This is a genomic window from Nonomuraea sp. NPDC003709, assembly GCF_040610775.1.
GTDB classification, from domain to species: Bacteria; Actinomycetota; Actinomycetes; order Streptosporangiales; family Streptosporangiaceae; genus Nonomuraea; species Nonomuraea angiospora_A.
Window position 1 is genome coordinate 17639 of the sequence record NZ_JBEXMW010000017.1, and the last position, 16515, is coordinate 34153.

General features: G+C 68.8%; 15 protein-coding genes. 11 read left to right on the top strand and 4 right to left on the bottom strand.

Annotation, left to right across the window (positions count from 1 at the left end):
* Nucleotides 1-3: 3 nt before the first annotated feature.
* From ABZX61_RS40880 to ABZX61_RS40900, 5 genes are all read left to right on the top strand, one after another.
* Nucleotides 4-1020 (top strand): molybdopterin cofactor-binding domain-containing protein, encoded by a 1017-nt coding sequence (locus ABZX61_RS40880; RefSeq protein WP_355202047.1) that lies wholly within the window; start codon nt 4-6, stop codon nt 1018-1020.
* Nucleotides 1010-1867 carry a MoxR family ATPase gene (locus tag ABZX61_RS40885; RefSeq protein ID WP_355202050.1) on the top strand — a complete coding sequence of 286 codons (858 nt, stop codon included), beginning with the start codon at nt 1010-1012 and terminating at the stop codon, nt 1865-1867. The genes ABZX61_RS40880 and ABZX61_RS40885 overlap by 11 nt, the downstream gene beginning before the upstream one ends.
* On the top strand, nt 1860-2975 hold the full coding sequence (locus ABZX61_RS40890; RefSeq protein WP_355202053.1) for a VWA domain-containing protein: 1116 nt from the start codon (nt 1860-1862) through the stop codon (nt 2973-2975). The genes ABZX61_RS40885 and ABZX61_RS40890 overlap by 8 nt, the downstream gene beginning before the upstream one ends.
* A 5-nt stretch (nt 2976-2980) precedes the next feature.
* A complete protein-coding gene (locus ABZX61_RS40895; RefSeq protein ID WP_355202056.1) occupies nt 2981-3889 on the top strand; it encodes an amidohydrolase family protein in 909 nt (302 codons plus the stop codon).
* 94 nt (nt 3890-3983) lie between these two features.
* A complete protein-coding gene (locus ABZX61_RS40900; protein WP_192783864.1) occupies nt 3984-4265 on the top strand; it encodes a YciI family protein in 282 nt (93 codons plus the stop codon).
* Between the two features lie 194 nt (nt 4266-4459).
* Here the strand turns inward: ABZX61_RS40900 and ABZX61_RS40905 are convergent, their stop codons facing one another.
* Nucleotides 4460-5887, bottom strand: coding sequence for an APC family permease (locus tag ABZX61_RS40905; protein ID WP_350737900.1), 1428 nt, complete (start codon nt 5885-5887; stop codon nt 4460-4462).
* 13 nt (nt 5888-5900) lie between these two features.
* The gene (locus tag ABZX61_RS40910; protein ID WP_355202061.1) at nt 5901-6992 is read right to left on the bottom strand and encodes a Zn-dependent alcohol dehydrogenase; all 1092 of its coding nucleotides are present in this window, start codon (nt 6990-6992) and stop codon (nt 5901-5903) included.
* Between the two features lie 138 nt (nt 6993-7130).
* On the opposite strand from ABZX61_RS40910, the gene ABZX61_RS40915 reads away from it, so the two are divergent.
* On the top strand, nt 7131-8630 hold the full coding sequence (locus ABZX61_RS40915) for a PucR family transcriptional regulator ligand-binding domain-containing protein (protein ID WP_355202064.1): 1500 nt from the start codon (nt 7131-7133) through the stop codon (nt 8628-8630).
* 12 nt (nt 8631-8642) lie between these two features.
* Here the strand turns inward: ABZX61_RS40915 and ABZX61_RS40920 are convergent, their stop codons facing one another.
* Nucleotides 8643-9668: a DNA topoisomerase IB gene (locus tag ABZX61_RS40920; protein WP_355202653.1), complete on the bottom strand. Its 1026-nt coding sequence runs from the start codon at nt 9666-9668 to the stop codon at nt 8643-8645.
* 498 nt (nt 9669-10166) lie between these two features.
* Here ABZX61_RS40920 and ABZX61_RS40925 point away from each other — a divergent pair, with 498 nt between their 5' ends.
* Nucleotides 10167-11120, top strand: coding sequence for an LLM class F420-dependent oxidoreductase (locus ABZX61_RS40925; RefSeq protein WP_355202067.1), 954 nt, complete (start codon nt 10167-10169; stop codon nt 11118-11120).
* On the opposite strand, the gene ABZX61_RS40930 is transcribed toward ABZX61_RS40925, so the two are convergent.
* Nucleotides 11087-11272, bottom strand: a complete 186-nt coding sequence (locus ABZX61_RS40930; RefSeq protein WP_355202070.1) for a hypothetical protein — start codon at nt 11270-11272, stop codon at nt 11087-11089. The genes ABZX61_RS40925 and ABZX61_RS40930 overlap by 34 nt on opposite strands.
* A gap of 345 nt (nt 11273-11617) precedes the next feature.
* Here ABZX61_RS40930 and ctaD point away from each other — a divergent pair, with 345 nt between their 5' ends.
* The 4 genes from ctaD to ABZX61_RS40950 all read left to right on the top strand — a co-directional run bounded on the left by ctaD (nt 11618) and on the right by ABZX61_RS40950 (nt 16379).
* Complete coding sequence (gene ctaD / locus ABZX61_RS40935) at nt 11618-13309, top strand: cytochrome c oxidase subunit I (protein ID WP_355202655.1); 1692 nt, start codon at nt 11618-11620, stop codon at nt 13307-13309.
* Between the two features lie 542 nt (nt 13310-13851).
* Complete coding sequence (locus ABZX61_RS40940) at nt 13852-14415, top strand: hemerythrin domain-containing protein (protein WP_355202073.1); 564 nt, start codon at nt 13852-13854, stop codon at nt 14413-14415.
* A 555-nt stretch (nt 14416-14970) separates the two neighbouring features.
* Complete coding sequence (locus tag ABZX61_RS40945) at nt 14971-15174, top strand: transposase family protein (RefSeq protein ID WP_355202658.1); 204 nt, start codon at nt 14971-14973, stop codon at nt 15172-15174.
* Nucleotides 15087-16379 (top strand): ISL3 family transposase, encoded by a 1293-nt coding sequence (locus tag ABZX61_RS40950; protein ID WP_355202076.1) that lies wholly within the window; start codon nt 15087-15089, stop codon nt 16377-16379. The genes ABZX61_RS40945 and ABZX61_RS40950 overlap by 88 nt, the downstream gene beginning before the upstream one ends.
* The last annotated feature ends 136 nt before the right edge of the window (nt 16380-16515 follow it).

Sequence of the window (16515 nt, forward strand, 5' to 3'; positions counted from 1 at the left end):
GCGATGGCGTTACGGCACGGCCGCGGATACGCGGCGGTCAACTACCCGACCGGCATGAACCTCGGCGGGGACCCGTCGCAGGCACTCGTCCACGCCACCACGATGGGCGGATTCGTCGTCACGCTCTCCTCGGTGGATCTCGGCCAGGGGCTGCGGACGGTCATCGCCCAATGCGCGGCCGAGACACTCGGCATCCCGATCGAGAACGTCATCGTCGACACCGCCGACACCGACACCGGCCCGCACTGCATGGGAACGTTCGCCAGCCGCGGCACCCACCGCGTCGGCAACGCCGTGATCATGGCGGCGCGCGAGGCCAGGGAGGTCATGCTCCAGGTCGCCGCCGACGAACTGGAGGTCGACGCGGAGGACCTGGAGACCGACGGCACGGGCTTCGTCCGCCTCAAGGGATCGTCGGAAAAGAAGATCCACATCAGCGACGTCGCGCTCGCCGCGCACTTCCGGCAGGGCCGGACCATCTCCGGCCGGGGCATCTACCTCAAGGAGCCGAGCTCCCCGGTGCCGGAGACCGGCGAGATGGACCCGGACTCCTGCCAGGCGCACGCGTGCACGGTGGCCGAGGTCGCGGTCGACGACGAGACCGGCGTGATCGAGGTGCTGCGGCTCTACAACACCTACGAGATCGGCCGGGCGCTCAACCCGGCCCTCGCGACGCAGCAGGTCGAGGGCGGCGCCTGGATGGGCCTGTCGCACGCGTTGTTCGAATCGACCGAACCGTACTATCCGCACTCGCGCGAGCACGGCCCGGTCGATTTCACGGAATACCTGATGCCCGGGCCGGCCGACATCCCGGCGCAGACGAGCCTGTTCCTCGAACGGCCCGCCGACAACGGGCCGTTCGGGGCCAAGGGGATCGGCGAGATGACGGCGAACGCGCCGATCCCCGCGATCGCCAACGCCGTGTACGACGCGGTCGGCGTACGGCTGACGAGCATGCCCTTCACCCCGGAGAAGGTGCTGCGCGGACTCGACGAGCTGCGGGCCGGCCGTGCTGGTTGATCAGGACACGCTGAACCGGCGGCTGGGCGCGGAGGGCTACCTCGCCGACGAGGGTCTGCTCACCGCCCTTCACCTGGCAGGCACGCTCGGGCTCCCGCTGCTGCTGGAGGGCGAGCCGGGGGTCGGCAAGACCGAGGTCGCGAACGTCCTGGCCCGGATCCTCGGCCGCGAGCTGATCCGGCTTCAGTGCTACGAAGGGCTGGACGCCTCCCAGGCCCTGTACGAGTGGGACTACCCCAAACAGTTGCTGTCCCTGCGGGCCGCCGAGGTGGAGGGGCGCGGCGTCGGCGACCTGTACCGCGAGGAGTTCCTGCTGGAGCGGCCGTTGCTGCGGTCGCTGCGGGCGGCGTCCGGCGCGGTGCTGCTGATCGACGAGATCGACCGGGCGGACAGTGAGTTCGAGGCCTTCCTTCTGGAGTTCCTCGGCGACTTCCAGATCACCATCCCGGAGATCGGCACCATCACGGCGGCGAGCGTCCCGTTCGTCGTCCTCACCTCGAACCGGACCCGCGAACTGCACGACGCGCTCAAGCGCCGGTGCCTCTACCACTGGATCCCCTTTCCCGACGCCGAACGGGAGCGAGCGATCATCCGGGCGCAGGCGCCGGGCCTGGACGAGAGGAGCGCGGCGCGCCTCGTGGCCGCCGTGCATCGCATCCGCGGGCTGGCTCTGCTGAAACGCCCGGGCATCGCCGAGTCGGTCTCCTGGGCCCGCGGCGTGCAGACGCTGACCCGCGAGGGTTCGAGCTGGCTGGAGGCGATGCGCCGGTCCGCGGGGCTGCTCGTCAAGCACGAGGAGGACCTCGCGCTCCTCGGCCGCCACACCGCGGAGGTGTTCGGTGACTGAGCAGTCCCTCCTCGTACGCATCGGCGATCATGTGCACGGGTTCCTGCGGGACCTGCACGATCGGGGCCTGCCCGTACCGGTGCCCAAACAGCGGGTCTTCCTTCAGGCGATCGAGGCCGTCGGCCCGCGCGACGCCACGCACCTCTACTGGATCGGGGTGGCCACACTCACCACCTCCCACGAGGACCTGGAGGTGTACTCCCCCACGTTCGAGCACTGGTTCGGGGAGGTTACGGCACGGCGCGTCCCCGATGAGGAGTTCTCCGACGACGAGGCCTCCGCGCCGCGCGGGAAGGGGGACGAGGCTCCTCTCACGGCGACGTTCGGCGGGGAGGCGGGCCTGAAGGCCGGCTCCTCGGAGCGCGAGAGACGCCCGGTGTTCGGCCCGGCGAGCGAGGACGACCGGGCCGTGCTCTCGCTGCTGCGGCGGGAACTACCCGGAGCGGTGCCGACGATCCGGTCGCGACGTCGGCGGCCTGCCCGGCGAGGTCCGTGGATCGACGTCGCCAGGATCTGCCGTGAGTCCAGGCGCAGCCACGGGGAGATCGTGACGTTGCGCCGGCGCAACCGTCCGCGGCGGCAGCGCCGTGTGCTGTTGCTCATCGACGTGTCGGGGTCGATGAAGCAGCACAGCGCCCACTACCTCCGCTTCGCCCACGCCGTGGTCGGCCGGCTCGACCGCGTCGAGGTGTTCACCTTCGGCACCCGGCTGACCCGCGTCACCGAGCAGCTGCGCGCACGGCATGTCGACGCGGCCGTCGGCTCGCTGAGCGACGTCGTCCTGGACGCCGAGGGCGGGACGCGGATCGGCGCCTCGCTCCAGGAGTTCCTCGCCAACGCCCGGCATGTCACCGTGGCGCGCGGCGCCCTGACGATCGTGCTCTCCGATGGCCTGGAACGCGGCGACTGCCGGCCCATGCAGGCGGCCGTACGGCGGTTGTCGCTGCTGAGCCACCGGTTGCTGTGGTGGTCGCCGCTCGCCTGCGACCCGGCGTACCAGCCGATCACCCGCGGCATGTCGGCCGTGCTCGGCAGCGTGGACGCGCTCGCGGGCGTGCGCGACCTGCGTACGGCGTACGAGCAGGTACAGACCTTGATCAGGGAGTGATCGTCATGCCGGAGGCGACCCGCTACTCGGGCGACATCGTCGACTCGCATCACCACATCTGGCGGGCCGGGGACCTGCCCTGGCTGTCCGGACCGATGGTGCCGCGGATCTTCGGCCCGTACGAGCCGATCAGGCGGGACTACCTGATCGACGAGTACATCGCCGACGCCACGGCCTCAGGCATCAGCGAGTCGGTCTACGTGCAGACGAACTGGCCGCTCGACCGGGTTGTGGACGAGGTGCGCTGGCTTCACGAGGTTCATCAGGAGACAGGCCGGCCGATGGCCGTCATCGGATCGGCCGACATGTTCGACGAGAGCGCTCCGGACACCATGCGACGACAGGCCGCGCTCACGCCGCTGATCCGGGGGATCCGTCAGCAACTGCACTGGCACGAGCGACCGGAGTTCCGGTTCGCCGCTGCGCCCGACCGTATGAAGGATCCCGTCTTCCGTAAGAACATCGGCGCGCTCGCCGACCACGGCTGGCTGTTCGAGCTGCAGGTCTTTCCCGAACAGATGCCGGATGCGGTCGAGCTGGCGGCGGCCTTCCCTGACGTCACCTTCGTCCTGGTGCACGCGGGCATGCTCATCGGGCTCGAGTGCCTCGAGTCGTGGCGGTCCGGGATGGCCGCGCTGGCCGAGCGGCAGAACATCGTCGTCAAGCTCACCGGGCAGGGCACCTTCGTCCACCGGGTGGATCCCGGCCTCATCTCCTTCGTCGCAGACGAGGTGATCGGCTGGTTCGGCGCCGGCCGAGCCATGTTCGGCACCAACTTCCCGGTCGAGAAGATCTGGACCACGATGCCGCACCTGGTCGACGCGTGGAAGAACGCACTGACTCATCTCCCACCCGCCGACCAGCACGACATCTTCGCCGGCAACGCACGACGGGTGTACGGGCTGGAGGGCTGACCTGAAACTGCTGGGACTCGGGCCGCGGGGCCCGGAGGGCTTGGACCGGCGACGTCAGATAGTCCCGGATTGACGTGAAAAGGAGTATCTCGGAATGGCACTGTTCGTCCTGACCTACGGCTACAACGACACCCCGCTGAGAGCGGAGCGCCGCGAAGACCATCTCGCACACCTGAACAAGCTCTTCGAGCAGGGCAGCCTCGTCGCGGCCGGCCCTTACACGGACCTGACGGCCGGCATGATCGTCCTACAGGCCGAGGACGAGACCGCGGCGCAGGCGCTCGTCGACCAGGACCCGTACACACAACTACAGGTCACCAGGGATCGCCGGCTGCGCCAGTGGCGCGTGACGGTCGGCTCGCTCGGCTCTGGCTAGAGTTCACCCCCAAGGTCGTCCGACGCCAGCCCCACTGGGCTGATCGAGCGGTCCTGGCCGCGCCGGCGCGACTCCTGCCGCCGAGGTTGCGGGAGTAGCGCTGATCGTCTCGGCGGGTCCCAGGTGCTCGGCAGGCACTGCCCGCGGCGCCCGGACGACCGGAGCCGACAACCTGAGCACGCTCCTGCCCGGCTTCAGGCCATCTCGGGGAAGTCGGTCTCGGTGGTGCCGATCGCCCGGATCGCGGCCGGTCGTGCCGAACGCAGGTAGCCGTACCAGGCCAGTGTCACCAGGACCGTGGCGAAGAACGCGAGGACCACGAAGTTCAGCGGCCACTGCGGCCAGGGAACCACGTTGACCCAGAACACGTAGGCCATCCCGGCCACCGACACCACCACGCAGGGCCACACCAGCGGCAGCCGTACGCCCTCGCGGCGCAGGAAGATCGGCGTGGCCAGCGCGACGACCGCATAGGCGATCATGTAGCCGTAGGTGCCGTAGGTGTCGACGTTGACCACGATCTCCATGCCGTCCACGCCGAGCGCGAACAGGACCGCGGTGAGCAGCACGACCCCGGGCGCGACGGCCAGGATGGCGCGGTGCGGCGTCTGCTGGGTGCGGTGGGTACGGCCGAGCGAGGCGGGCAGCACGCCCTCCTTGCCCATGACGAACACGATCCGCCCGATGACGTTGATCGGCGCGACCACCACGGCGAAGAACGACGCGGTGACGCCGAGGCTGAGGACCGGCCTGATCCAGTCGGGCAGCCCGGCGGCCTTGGCCAGCTCGTCCAGCGGGTTCGCGCTCGCGCCGAGGTCGCCGAGCGAGTGGAAGCCGGCGACCTGCACGTAGGAGGCGAAAATGTAGAGCAGGCCGACGCCGAACGCGCTCCACATGATGGCCCGCGGGATGGCCTTGAACGGGTCCTTGGCCTCCCGGCCGAGCGCGTCGGAGCTGGAGAAGCCGACGAAGCCGAGGATGCCCAGCACCATGCCGACCGCGACGCCGTGCGGGGCGGCTCCCGAGAGCGTCAGCTGGTCGGTGTCCACGACCGGGCCGCCGCCCCAGAAGAGCACCACGACCAACATCAGCGTGATGATCGTGATGGAGACGACCTCCAGGATCAGCGAGATCCTGGCCGACAGCCGGATGCCCCACACGGTGAACAGCGTGGCCAGCGAGCCGATCACGACGGCCAGCAGAACGTTCCATGCCGTGCCCTCGATCGGCAGCCCGATCTGCGACAAAAAGACGGTGAAGTGGTAGACGGCCCCGCCGAGCGAGCCGGCCGCGATGCCGAAGCAGCCGATGATGAGCGTGACGCCTGTGAGGTAGGCGCCGAAGGGCCCCAGGCCCTGCGCGGCGTAGTTGTAGAGCGAACCCGCCGAGGCGCGCCGCTTGGCGAACTGGGCGATGCAGTAGCCGACGGCCAGGATCACGATCGTGGCCAGCGTGAACGACAGCCACGAGGCGTTGCCCGAGCTGGCGTAGATGCCGGCCACGCTGAAGGCGATGACCGCGCTCGGCGCGATGTTGGCGAGGGCCTGGGCGACGACCTCGCCGGCCGACATCGCGCCCTTCTTGAGGCCGCTTTCGGCCTGCACTACGGGTGTCTGGGTCATGGGGGATGTCTCCTCAGGGGATCAGGAGGGTACGCAGTGCCTCGCCGCTGGCCAGGGCTTCCAGCGCGAGGGGGGCCTCGTTGAGTGCGGCGCGGCGGCTGACCAGCTGGTCGAGCCGGAGCAGGCCGTCCATGTAGCGGTCGACCAGCGCGGGGATGTCGATCGCCGGGCGGACGCTGCCGTAGTTCGAGCCGAGGATGCGCTGGTCGGCCTCGGCCAGTACGAGCGGGTCGAAGCGGGCCAGGGTGTTCTTGGGTGGCAGGCCGACCGCGACGGCCGCGCCGCCCAGGCCGAGCATCTTGATGGCGGCCTCCAGCGTGGACTGGTGGCCCACCGCGTCGAAGGCGTAGTCGACGCCGTCGGGCAGCAGGTCGTGCAGTGCCTCGACCGGGTCCTCGGCCGGCAGCTGGTCGGTGGCGCCGAGGGCGGCGGCCAGGGCGGTCTTCTCCTGCCGGGTGTCGATGGCGATGATCCGCTCGGCGCCGGCCAGCTTGGCGCCCTGCACGACGGACAGCCCGACGCCACCGCAGCCGATCACGGCCACCGTGCTGCCCGGCACCACCGCGGCGGTGTTGGTCACGGCGCCCACCCCGGTCGCGACCGCGCAGCCGACCAGCGCGACCGTGTCGAGCGGGGCGTCGTCGCGGACCTTGACCGCGCCGGAGGCGGGCACGACGGCCTCCTCGGCGAAGGACGAGACACCCAGGTAGTGGTAGACGGTCTCGCCGCCGCGGCTGAGCCTGCTGGTGCCGTCCTGCAGCACGCCGCCCGGGGCCACGACGTTGGCCGCGACCTGGCAGCGGGCCTCGTGGCCGGACCGGCAGTACCGGCACCGGCCGCAGGGGGCGACCCACGACAGCACCACGTGATCGCCCTCGGCCAGGCTGGTGACGCCCGGCCCGAGCGCGGTGACGACGCCGGAGCCCTCATGGCCCATCACCAGGGGAGCCTGGACGTCCCACTCGCCACGCCGCACGTGGAGGTCCGATCCGCACACCCCGGCAGCGGCGATCTTCACCCGTACCTCGCCCGGACCGGGCGGGGCCAGGTCCACGTCCTGGATCACGACGGGGGACTCCGCCGACTCGAATACCGCGGCTCGCACCTGACCTCCTCGATAGGGCCGGGAATAGGGAAGATGACACCCGGCGTTACGGAACGTGATGGTCATGGTATGAATTGCCGCGTTGATGACGCATGTGGCCAAATGTCCATTGACCAGGGATTAGGGCGACGATTCGCTATGTTGGAGACGGTTGGGGACGTCGCTCGGCGCTTCGGGCTGCGCGTGCTGTCCGGCGACTCCGCGCTCGACCGGCCCATCCGCTGGACCCATCTGTCGGAGCTCGCCGACCCCACCCCGTGGCTGCAGGGCGGCGAGCTGCTGCTGACCGTCGGCCTCACCCTCGACGATCCCGCCGGGCAGCGAGCCTATGCCGAACGGCTGGTCAAGGCCGGAGTGGCCGCGATCGGCTTCGGTGTCGGGCCACACCACGCCAGGACCCCGCAGGCCCTCGTCGACGCGGCGCAAGCGTGCGGCCTGCCGATCCTCGAGGTGCCCGCCGGGGTCGCCTTCCAGGATGTCACCTTCGAGCTCAACGCCGACCTGCTGCGCTCCGACGCGGCACAGGCCCGGCTGATCGCCGAGGGCGTCTCGGCCATGACCCGGGTGGCCCGCAGCGCGGGCACGCAGGGCATCGTCACCGTGCTGGCCGCCCGCATCGACAGCTGGGCCGTACTGCTCGACCGGCACGGCAAGGTGCACGCGGCCGTGGGCGCCGCACGGGTGCACCTCGACGACGCCCGGGCCGCCGCCTCCGGCCAGCGCTCCCGCATCAGGCACCCCAACATCACCGCGTACGGCGTGGGCGATCCCATCCGGCCGCGCGCTCACCTGGTCGTGGCCGCGCGCCCCGACCGGATCAGCCTCACCAGGGAGCTGGCCCAGCACGCCGCGCTCCTGCTCGACCTGGCGCTCAACCCGCTCAGCGGCGGCGACACCTGGCATCTGACCAGGGCAGACGCGGTGGACGCGCTCATGTCCGGGGATCAGGGACTCATCGAGCGGGTGGCCGCCCGATGGAACCTGCCGGCCGGCAACGTGGCCGTGGCGCTGCTGCGCTCGCGCTCGCGTGCCGTACCGCTGGAGGAGAACGTGCTGGACTGGTGCACCCAGCTGGACCTGCCGCAGCTCGTCAGCTCCGACTCCGCCCAGGTCACGGTGCTGGTCCCGGAGGATGAGCTGGGCCGCTGGGCCGATCGCGTGCGCGCGGCCGCCGACGACGGCGTCCCTGCCCGCTGCGGCGTGGGTACGGCACAGCCGCTCGCGCGCGCCGAGCTCAGCCGCCAGCAGGCCGAGCAGGCGCTGGCCGTGGCCGTCGCCGACGCCGAGCCCATGGTCGCCTTCGGCGAGCTGGCCACCGGGCGGCTGGTGCTGCAGCGCCTCGACCCGGCCGCGCAGGCGGCGCTGCGTTCACCGTTGCTGCCGCTGCTGGACAACCCGGTGCTGCTGCGGTCGCTGCAGGTGTTCCTCAGCGAGAACGCCAGCTGGGAGGCCGCCTCGTCACAGCTCGGCATCCACCGGCACACGCTGCGCCAGCGCATAGCCCGGGTGGAGGAGCTGACCGGTCTGTCGATCAACGCCACCGAGGACCGGGTGATCGCCTGGCTGGCGCTGCAGGCACTGGTGACCCATCAGCCGCCGCTGGACGCCGCCAACCGAACACATGCTCACCGCCGTTGAACGAGAAGCCACCTAAGACCTGTCCACCCGGCCGCGACGGGTGCCGCGTACCAGCTCGATGACCTGCGCCTCGAGGTCGCCGTCGGCCGCGACCGTCCTGCCCCGCTCGAAGGCCAGCACGACTCGCGGGTCGACGTAGGAGCCGAGCGCCACGGCCGGCGTGTTGCCCAGGCGCCCGGCCACCTCCTCGATCACCCGCCGTACGGCCCGCCGCCGTCCCAGCCTGCCCCGCGGACGTCGTACGCGGGCCAGCCCTTCGGCGGCCATGACGGTGGCGTGCCAGGTGCGGAAATCCTTGGCCGACACCTCGCAGTCGAGCAGGTCGCGCAGATAGTCGTTGATGTCCTCGGCCCGTACGTCCTTCCAGCCTGAACCGTTTCGGTAGCGCAGCAATTCGCCCTCGTGGCCTGTACGCAGGAGTGCGGCCACGACGGCGCTCACCTCGCCGTCGTGAATCTCGATGTCCTGCTGCTTGCCGCCCTTGGCCTCGAAGCGGCACCGCACAACGTCGCCGGTGCAGGTGACATGTTCGGCCCTGAGCGTGGCCAGGCCGAAGGAGTCGTACTCAGCCCCGCCGGCCCGTAGTAGGCCCAGGTCCAGCATCGAGGAGGCGGCGGCCAGCACGCGCTCCCTGGTCAATCCCCGCTGTGCGATCTGCTCGCGGAGACGGTGCCGGAAGGCGGGCAGACGCTCGGCCATCTCGGTGACCCGGTCGAACTTGATCCGGTCCTGCTCCTGCCGCCAGGCGTCGTGATAGCGGTACTGCCGGCGCCCTGCCGCATCCGTGCCCACGGCCTGCAGGTGCGCGTCGGGATCGCGGCAGATCCACACCTGCCGCCACGCGGGCGGGATCGCCAGCGCGCGAATCCTGGTCAGGACGTGGGAGTCTCGCACCTGGCGGCCGTCTGCGTAGTGGTAACTGAACGCGCGGCCACGACGCCGGCGCGTGATTCCCGGTTCTTCCGGGCTGCTGTGTCGCAACGCGGTCATTTCCCATCTGGCCGATACGGCGATGACCATCCGGCATTGCCCCCACATCAAGAACGCCGGACGGCCTTCTCCAGCTGCTCGTAGCCGCCCTGCCCGGGCAGCGACGATTCATGCGATCGGTCTGTGCGCATGCAACGGTTTGCCGCTCGCGTGCGAGGGCGTTTCCAACTGTCCAGCCCAACGACCGGCCGCCGGCCCAGCTCGGTCGCGCCCAGGCCGGGCCGGTCCTGCGGACGCTCGGATCGTCGGTGGGCCTTCCGATGAACTTGATCGGTGCCGAGAGCCCGCCCGCTCGCAGCTGTGGCATGCCCACTCCACAGGGCTGCCGACGGCACAGCCTCATACGAGTAACCACATCCATCCAGGCAACGCCTCAGCGCTCCTCGCCGTGAAAGCTCTACCGTGCGGGTCGTTTACCGCGAACGCATCGGGTAGCCCACACTCGACAGCCCATCCGAGACCATGCGCCAGTCTCATCTGATCAAGGGAACCGGCGCCTAAACCGATGATCGGCTCCCAGCTCAGCACGGCCAGGAGGGCTCTGCAATGGCACGCGTCGGATACTTTCTGAGCAGCGAGGAGCACGGGCCCAAGGAGCTCGTCCGGCAGTCGAAACTCGCCGAGCAGGCAGGATTCGAAGGCCTGTGGATCTCCGATCATTACCATCCGTGGCTCGACGAACAGGGGCAGAGCCCCTTCGTCTGGTCGACCATAGGAGCGATCGCCGAGGCGGTCACGTTGCCGATCACGACCGCGGTCACTTGCCCTCTCGTACGCATCCATCCCGCCGTCATCGCGCAAGCCGCCGCGACCAGCGCCGTACTGACGGGAGGGCGTTTCCAGCTCGGCGTCGGCACCGGCGAGGCGCTGAACGAGCACATCGTCGAATCCCGCTGGCCGCCGGCGGCCGAACGGCTGGAGATGCTGGAGGAGGCGATCGAGGTGATGCGCCGGCTGTGGAGCGGCGAGCTGACCACCCACCGCGGAAGGCACTATTCCGTCGACAGCGCGCGCCTCTACACGCTCCCCGACAACCCGCCGCCCGTCTACATCTCCGGCTTCGGCGAGAAGTCGGTACGGCTGGCCGGGCGGATCGGCGACGGCTACATCTCCACGGGTCCGGACGCCGACCTGGTCAAGCTGTTCCGCGAGTCCGGCGGGGCGGGCAAACCCGCGCAGGGCGGGCTGAAGGTCTGCTACGCCGACGACCAGGCCGCCGCCCGCAAGACCGTGCACCGGCTGTGGCCGACCGAAGGCATCAAGGGCGAAGCCTCCCAACTGCTCCCCCTGCCACGGCATTTCGCGCAGCTGGCGGAGATGGTCAGCGAGGAGGACGCCACCGCCTCGACGCCGTGCGGCCCCGATCCCGAGGTGCACGTCCAGGCGATCCAGAAGTACGTGGATGCCGGGTTCGACGAGGTATATGTCAGCCAGATCGGCACGGAGCAGGACGCCTTCTTCGAGTTCTACGCCCGCGAGGTCCTGCCCCGGCTGCGGTAGTTCGCGGCCGAGCCGGAGTCGGCGGTCACGATGGCGTTCTGCGGCAGCCGCGAGTTCAGCTCCCAGAACAGCAGCATCGGGTTGACCGGGTCGGCCTCCACCCTGGCCTGGCGTTCGACCGTGCTCCACCAGCGCGCCAGGTTCCCCTCCACGGTGTCGCGCCAGGACCTGTCCTGTTTGCGGGTTCAGGCGCGGGATCAGCGCCCGCAGCGTCTCGGCGGCGTCGCCGACGAGGTTGACCTCGGTCGGGTAACGCATGCAAAGCGCCACCTCGCACCCGGAAAAGGTTCGCCAGCAGGCGCGACCGCTCAAGGCTCGCCCCGCCCACCCGAGGTCAATCGATCGCACAGACGTCGAGCTCCTTGACGGGACCCTTTGCCGACTCACCATGACATGACCGGCTTCAAGGACTTCGCATCGATTAGGCGTAAGGCATAGCGGGAAGTCCAAGTTCCGTCCCCCCGGCAGCCGTCGGGAGGGAACGTGTCGTGGCCAAGATCGAGCAGCAGCCGGAGCCCACGACCCCTGTCCAGGTCAGCCACCGGACCAGGGCCGGGCGGTTGATCACCTCGTGGTTGTCCACCACCGATCACAAGGTGGTCGGGTATCTCTACCTCTCGACCAGCTTCATCTTCTTCCTCCTGGCCGGGATCATGGCGATGGTGATCCGCGCCGAACTGCTCGGTCCGGGACTGCAGTTCGTCACGCGAGAGCAGTTCAACCAGCTCTTCAGCATCCACGGCACGATCATGCTGCTGCTGTTCGCGACCCCGCTCTTCGGCGGGTTCGCCAACTTCGTCATGCCCTTGCAGATCGGCGCCCCGGACGTCGCCTTCCCTCGACTGAACATGGTCGGTTACTGGTTGTTCCTGTTCGGCGGACTCATAGTGATCAGCGGCTTCCTCCTGCCCGGCGGCGCCGCCCCGTTCGGCTGGACCGCCTACACCCCGCTGTCCACGGTGGAGTTCACCCCCGGCCCCAACATCGGCGGCGACCTGTGGGTGATGGGTCTGGCACTCAGCGGGCTGGGCACCATCCTCGCCTCCGTCAACTTCATCACCACCATCATCTGCATGCGAGCGCCGGGCATGACCATGTTCCGGATGCCGATCTTCACCTGGAACACCCTGCTGACCAGCTTGATGGTCTTGATAGCGTTCCCGGTGCTGGCGGCGGCGCTGCTGGTGCTGGAGTCGGACCGCAAGCTGGGCACCCACGTCTTCGACGCGGCCAGCGGCGGCGCGATCCTGTGGCAGCACCTGTTCTGGTTCTTCGGCCACCCCGAGGTGTACATCATCGCGCTGCCGTTCTTCGGCATCGTGACCGAGGTGATCCCGGTCTTCAGCCGTAAACCCCTCTTCGGCTACCTTGGCATGATCGGCGCCACCATCGCCATCGCCGGACTGTCGATGACCGTGTGGGCCCACCACATGTTCGTCACCGGGCAGGTGCTCCTGCCGTTCTTCTCCATCATGACGTTCCTCATCGCGGTCCCGACCGGGGTGAAGTTCTTCAACTGGACCGGCACCATGTGGCGCGGCCATCTGTCCTTCGAGTCGCCGATGCTGTTCTCCGTCGGCTTCCTCGTGACATTCCTGTTCGGCGGCCTCACCGGCGTCATCCTGGCCTCGCCGCCGCTCGACTTCCACATCAGCGACACCTACTTCGTCGTCGCCCACTTCCACTACACGGTCTTCGGCACCGTGGTCTTCGCGATGTTCTCCGGTTTCTACTTCTGGTGGCCGAAGATGACCGGCCGGATGCTCAACGACAGGTTGGGCAAGCTGCACTTCTGGCCGCTGTTCATCGGCTTCCACACCACGTTCCTCATCCAGCACTGGCTCGGCGTGCTCGGCTTCCCGCGCCGGTACGCCGATTACAGCCCGGCCGACGGATTCACCACGCTCAACGCGATCTCCTCGGTCGGCGCGTTCCTGCTCGGGGCCTCGACCCTGGTGTTCCTCTACAACATCTACTGGACGCACCGCCACGCCCCCAAAGTGAGCGTGGACGACCCATGGGGCTTCGGGAACTCTCTGGAGTGGGCCACGTCCTGCCCGCCACCGCGGCACAACTTCACCTTCCTCCCCCGCATCGGTACTGAACGCCCGGCCTTCGACCTGCACCACCCGTACACCGGCCAACCACAACTGCCCGCCGAACCGCAGACGGAGGTCCCGCCGCCATGACCGGCCGCCTCATTCCGCCCGCCACCCATGGTCAGCACAGGCGATGGGGCGGCAAGAGCGGTACCGGTTGCCGTGCGCTGGCCCTCGCCCCGGGTTCGGGTACCCGGTCACGTGAAGCGAGTGAGGGAGATTGCATGGGGCGGTAAGGAGGTACGCGGAGCTGACAAGCCACAACAATCCACCTCAAGCCGGGGAAGACGCCGCAGGCAAGCCGGCCGCCGACGCGACCGGACCGGTACGGCAGGAACTGGCACGCTTGCGGTCGGATATCTCCGACAACCTGCGGCGTGCCGGCGTCGGTGGGTCGCGCACATGAAGAAAGAGGTCACCGGCGCCACCGACGTGGCACGGCAAGTCTCCACTCACTCCTGCCCGGCTGAGCCGTCAGAACACGACGCAACCCGGCACGTGCACGTTTCAGCCCCTGTCAGTGGGAACAAGGGCGGGGAGGCTCCGCCCGCGTCCCTGGCTGGCACTGTGACTACAGGTGCCGCAGCGGCGGGGCCCATGCCAACCGCACGCCAACCACGAGGGAGGCTGTCATGGGCACGCAGCAGGACATGATCGAGGTCCTCGTCATCGATCATCGCGAGGTCGAGGAGATGTTCACCCAGCTCGAACGGATGACCGGGGACGGCGGTGAGCAGGCCAAGACGCTGGCCGAGAAAGTGGTCATCGAGCTGGTACGGCACTCCGTTGCCGAGGAGGAGTACCTCTACCCGACCGTCCGCGAACACGTGCACGGCGGCGGCAAGCTGGCCGATCAGGAGATCGCCGAGCACGCCGACGCGGAAGAGACGATGAAGCGGCTGGAGGCGCTGGAGCCGGGCCAGGCCGACTTCTGGCCCACCATGCAACTCCTGATGGGCCAGATCCGGGCACACATCCAGGAGGAGGAGAACGACCTGTTCCCACGCCTCCGTGAGGCGTGCCCGGCCGATCAACTGGTCGAGCTTGGCGCCAAGGTGGAGCGGGCCAAGAAGATGGCCCCCACGCGGCCGCACCCGTCCGCGCCGGACACCCCGCCCGCCAACAAGTTGCTGGCGCCAGGCGCAGGACTGGTGGACCGCATCCGAGACATCCTCACCGGCCGGGGACGTTCCTGACAGACGCACGCGAGGGCGAGAACCACGCGGATCACGAACGGCCGATTCGAGCCCGGCAGGGCACAGACCTGGTTACCACCGGTGCCCTGCCTTGATGGGCATCCATCACCGGACCGCAGCGGCTCTGCGCCTGCAGAAAGCCACATCCATGCACGTCAATCAGGCTCTGCATCACTTTCGAAGCGACTACAAGTTCTGCTGGCAAGCAGACGCACATCGCCTACCGATGGCTGCTCGGTGGTTGCTCGTACGCGTTCGATCTGCCGTGGGGCTGGGGCCTCGTCACGAAATCCTGCCCCTACACAGCGGCGTCGAAATCGGGAAGGGTGTGTCCGGCTAACGGCTCTGGCCCACTTTCGGTGGTTACGGAACGTGATAGCTCGTGTCGGTCCATGGCTATCTCGGAGTGCTGTGCCAGCGTGACGCCGGTGTGACGTAAAGGGTCTTGCAGGGCTGGTGTTCCCGCAGTTGGCCGACATGGTCATTGGCAGCGTTCAGGCTGAGGTCGGGACCAGGGCGATCGTGGTGCATGTCGCGTCCCGGGACGCGCCGGTGATGTGCCCCGGCTGCGGGGCCGTCGGCCGGGTGCACGGCTATGTGGATCGGCAGCTGGCTGACCCGCCGTTTAGCGGGCAGCGGGTGCTGGTGCGACTACGGTTCCGGCGGTTGAGGTGCGCGACGTCGGGTGCGAGCGGCAGACGTTCCGTGAGTCGCTGCCCGGGCTGGCCGAGCCGTATCAGCGCCGCACGATCGCCTTGACCACGCAGGTGGGGGCGGTGGTGCGGGAGTTTGCCGGGCGGGCGGGATCTCGGTTGCCGGCCGTGCTGGGAGTCGGGATTTCGCGACAGACCGCAGTCCGGTCGTTGCTGCGTCTGCCACTGCCGGTCCGTCCGACGCCGGAGGTGATCGGAGTGGACGACTTCGCGCTCCGCAAACGGCACCGCTACGCCACGCTGATCATCAACGCGGTAACGCGAGAGCGGATCGATGTGCTCACCGATCGTCAGGCCGACACCTTGGAGGCGTGGCTGCGCGCCCATCCCGGTGCGCGGGTGGTGTGCCGTGACAGCAATGGCGCTTACGCCGAGGCAATCCGTCGCGCCCTGCCTGAAGCGGTGCAGGTCGGTGATCGCTGGCATATCTGGCACAACCTGGCCGAAACCGTGGTGAAGGAGGTCGCCGCGCACTCCTCCTGCTGGGGCAAGACTGGCCCGCAGCCAAAGGAAGGGGTGCGGTCCGCCACCACGCGCGAGCGCTGGTGGAAGATCCACGCCCTGCTCGACCAGGGCGTCGGGCTGCTGGAATGCGCCCGCCGTCTCGGTCTGGCGTTGAACACCGTCAAACGGTATGCCCGCATCGGTGAGCCCGAGAGGCTCCTCCGGGTCCCGAAGTACCGGCCCACGCTCGTCGATCCGTTCCGTGAGCACCTGCGGCGACGCCGTGCCGAAGAGCCCGCTGCCTCGGCTCAACAACTGCTCGCCGAGATCAAGGAGCTCCGCTACACCAGCAGCCAGAACCTGCTGTACCGGTACATCAACCAAGGCAGGGTCGAGTGCGACCAGCCCGCGATCTCGCCAAAGCGGGCTGGCGGCCTGCTCCTCACCGAACCAGGCACACTGAAGGACGAGCAGCGGGAGCGGCTCGATGCCGCCACCGGCGCCTGCCATGAGATGACTATGCTCAGCGACCTCATCCGGGGCTTCGCGGCCCTCCTCGACCCCAAGGACGGCAACGACCAGCTGCTGACCGCCTGGATAGAGCAAGCACGACAGGTCGACCTGCCGCACGTGCACGCCTTCACCCGCGGCCTGGACTACGACCGCGCCGCAGTGAACGCCGCGCTCAGCCTGCCGTTCCACAACGGCGGTACCGAAGGCGTCAACACCAAAACAAAAATGATCAAGAGGCAGATGTACGGGCGAGCCGGCTTCGCATTCTTCTGCCATCGCATCCTGCTCGGCTAACCACACTCCGTCACCACCGAAAGTGGGCCAGAGTCGTTGTTCTTACACTTCCTAGTGCGGCTACAGCAACCCTGGGCGAGCATCCCGCAAGCCTGCCAAGGACTGCAGATCAGCACATGAATCAAATGTTCGAGCC

What these genes read in the sequence shown, in the direction of transcription:
- ABZX61_RS40880 (WP_355202047.1), top strand. Translation starts at nt 4, where the DNA reads ATGGCGTTACGGCACGGCCGCGGATACGCGGCGGTCAACTACCCGACC.
- ABZX61_RS40895 (WP_355202056.1), top strand. Translation starts at nt 2,981, where the DNA reads ATGCCGGAGGCGACCCGCTACTCGGGCGACATCGTCGACTCGCATCAC.
- ABZX61_RS40900 (WP_192783864.1), top strand. Translation starts at nt 3,984, where the DNA reads ATGGCACTGTTCGTCCTGACCTACGGCTACAACGACACCCCGCTGAGA.
- ABZX61_RS40905 (WP_350737900.1), bottom strand. Translation starts at nt 5,887, where the DNA reads ATGACCCAGACACCCGTAGTGCAGGCCGAAAGCGGCCTCAAGAAGGGC.
- ABZX61_RS40915 (WP_355202064.1), top strand. Translation starts at nt 7,131, where the DNA reads ATGTTGGAGACGGTTGGGGACGTCGCTCGGCGCTTCGGGCTGCGCGTG.
- ABZX61_RS40920 (WP_355202653.1), bottom strand. Translation starts at nt 9,668, where the DNA reads ATGTGGGGGCAATGCCGGATGGTCATCGCCGTATCGGCCAGATGGGAA.
- ABZX61_RS40925 (WP_355202067.1), top strand. Translation starts at nt 10,167, where the DNA reads ATGGCACGCGTCGGATACTTTCTGAGCAGCGAGGAGCACGGGCCCAAG.
- ABZX61_RS40940 (WP_355202073.1), top strand. Translation starts at nt 13,852, where the DNA reads ATGGGCACGCAGCAGGACATGATCGAGGTCCTCGTCATCGATCATCGC.
- ABZX61_RS40945 (WP_355202658.1), top strand. Translation starts at nt 14,971, where the DNA reads ATGTGCCCCGGCTGCGGGGCCGTCGGCCGGGTGCACGGCTATGTGGAT.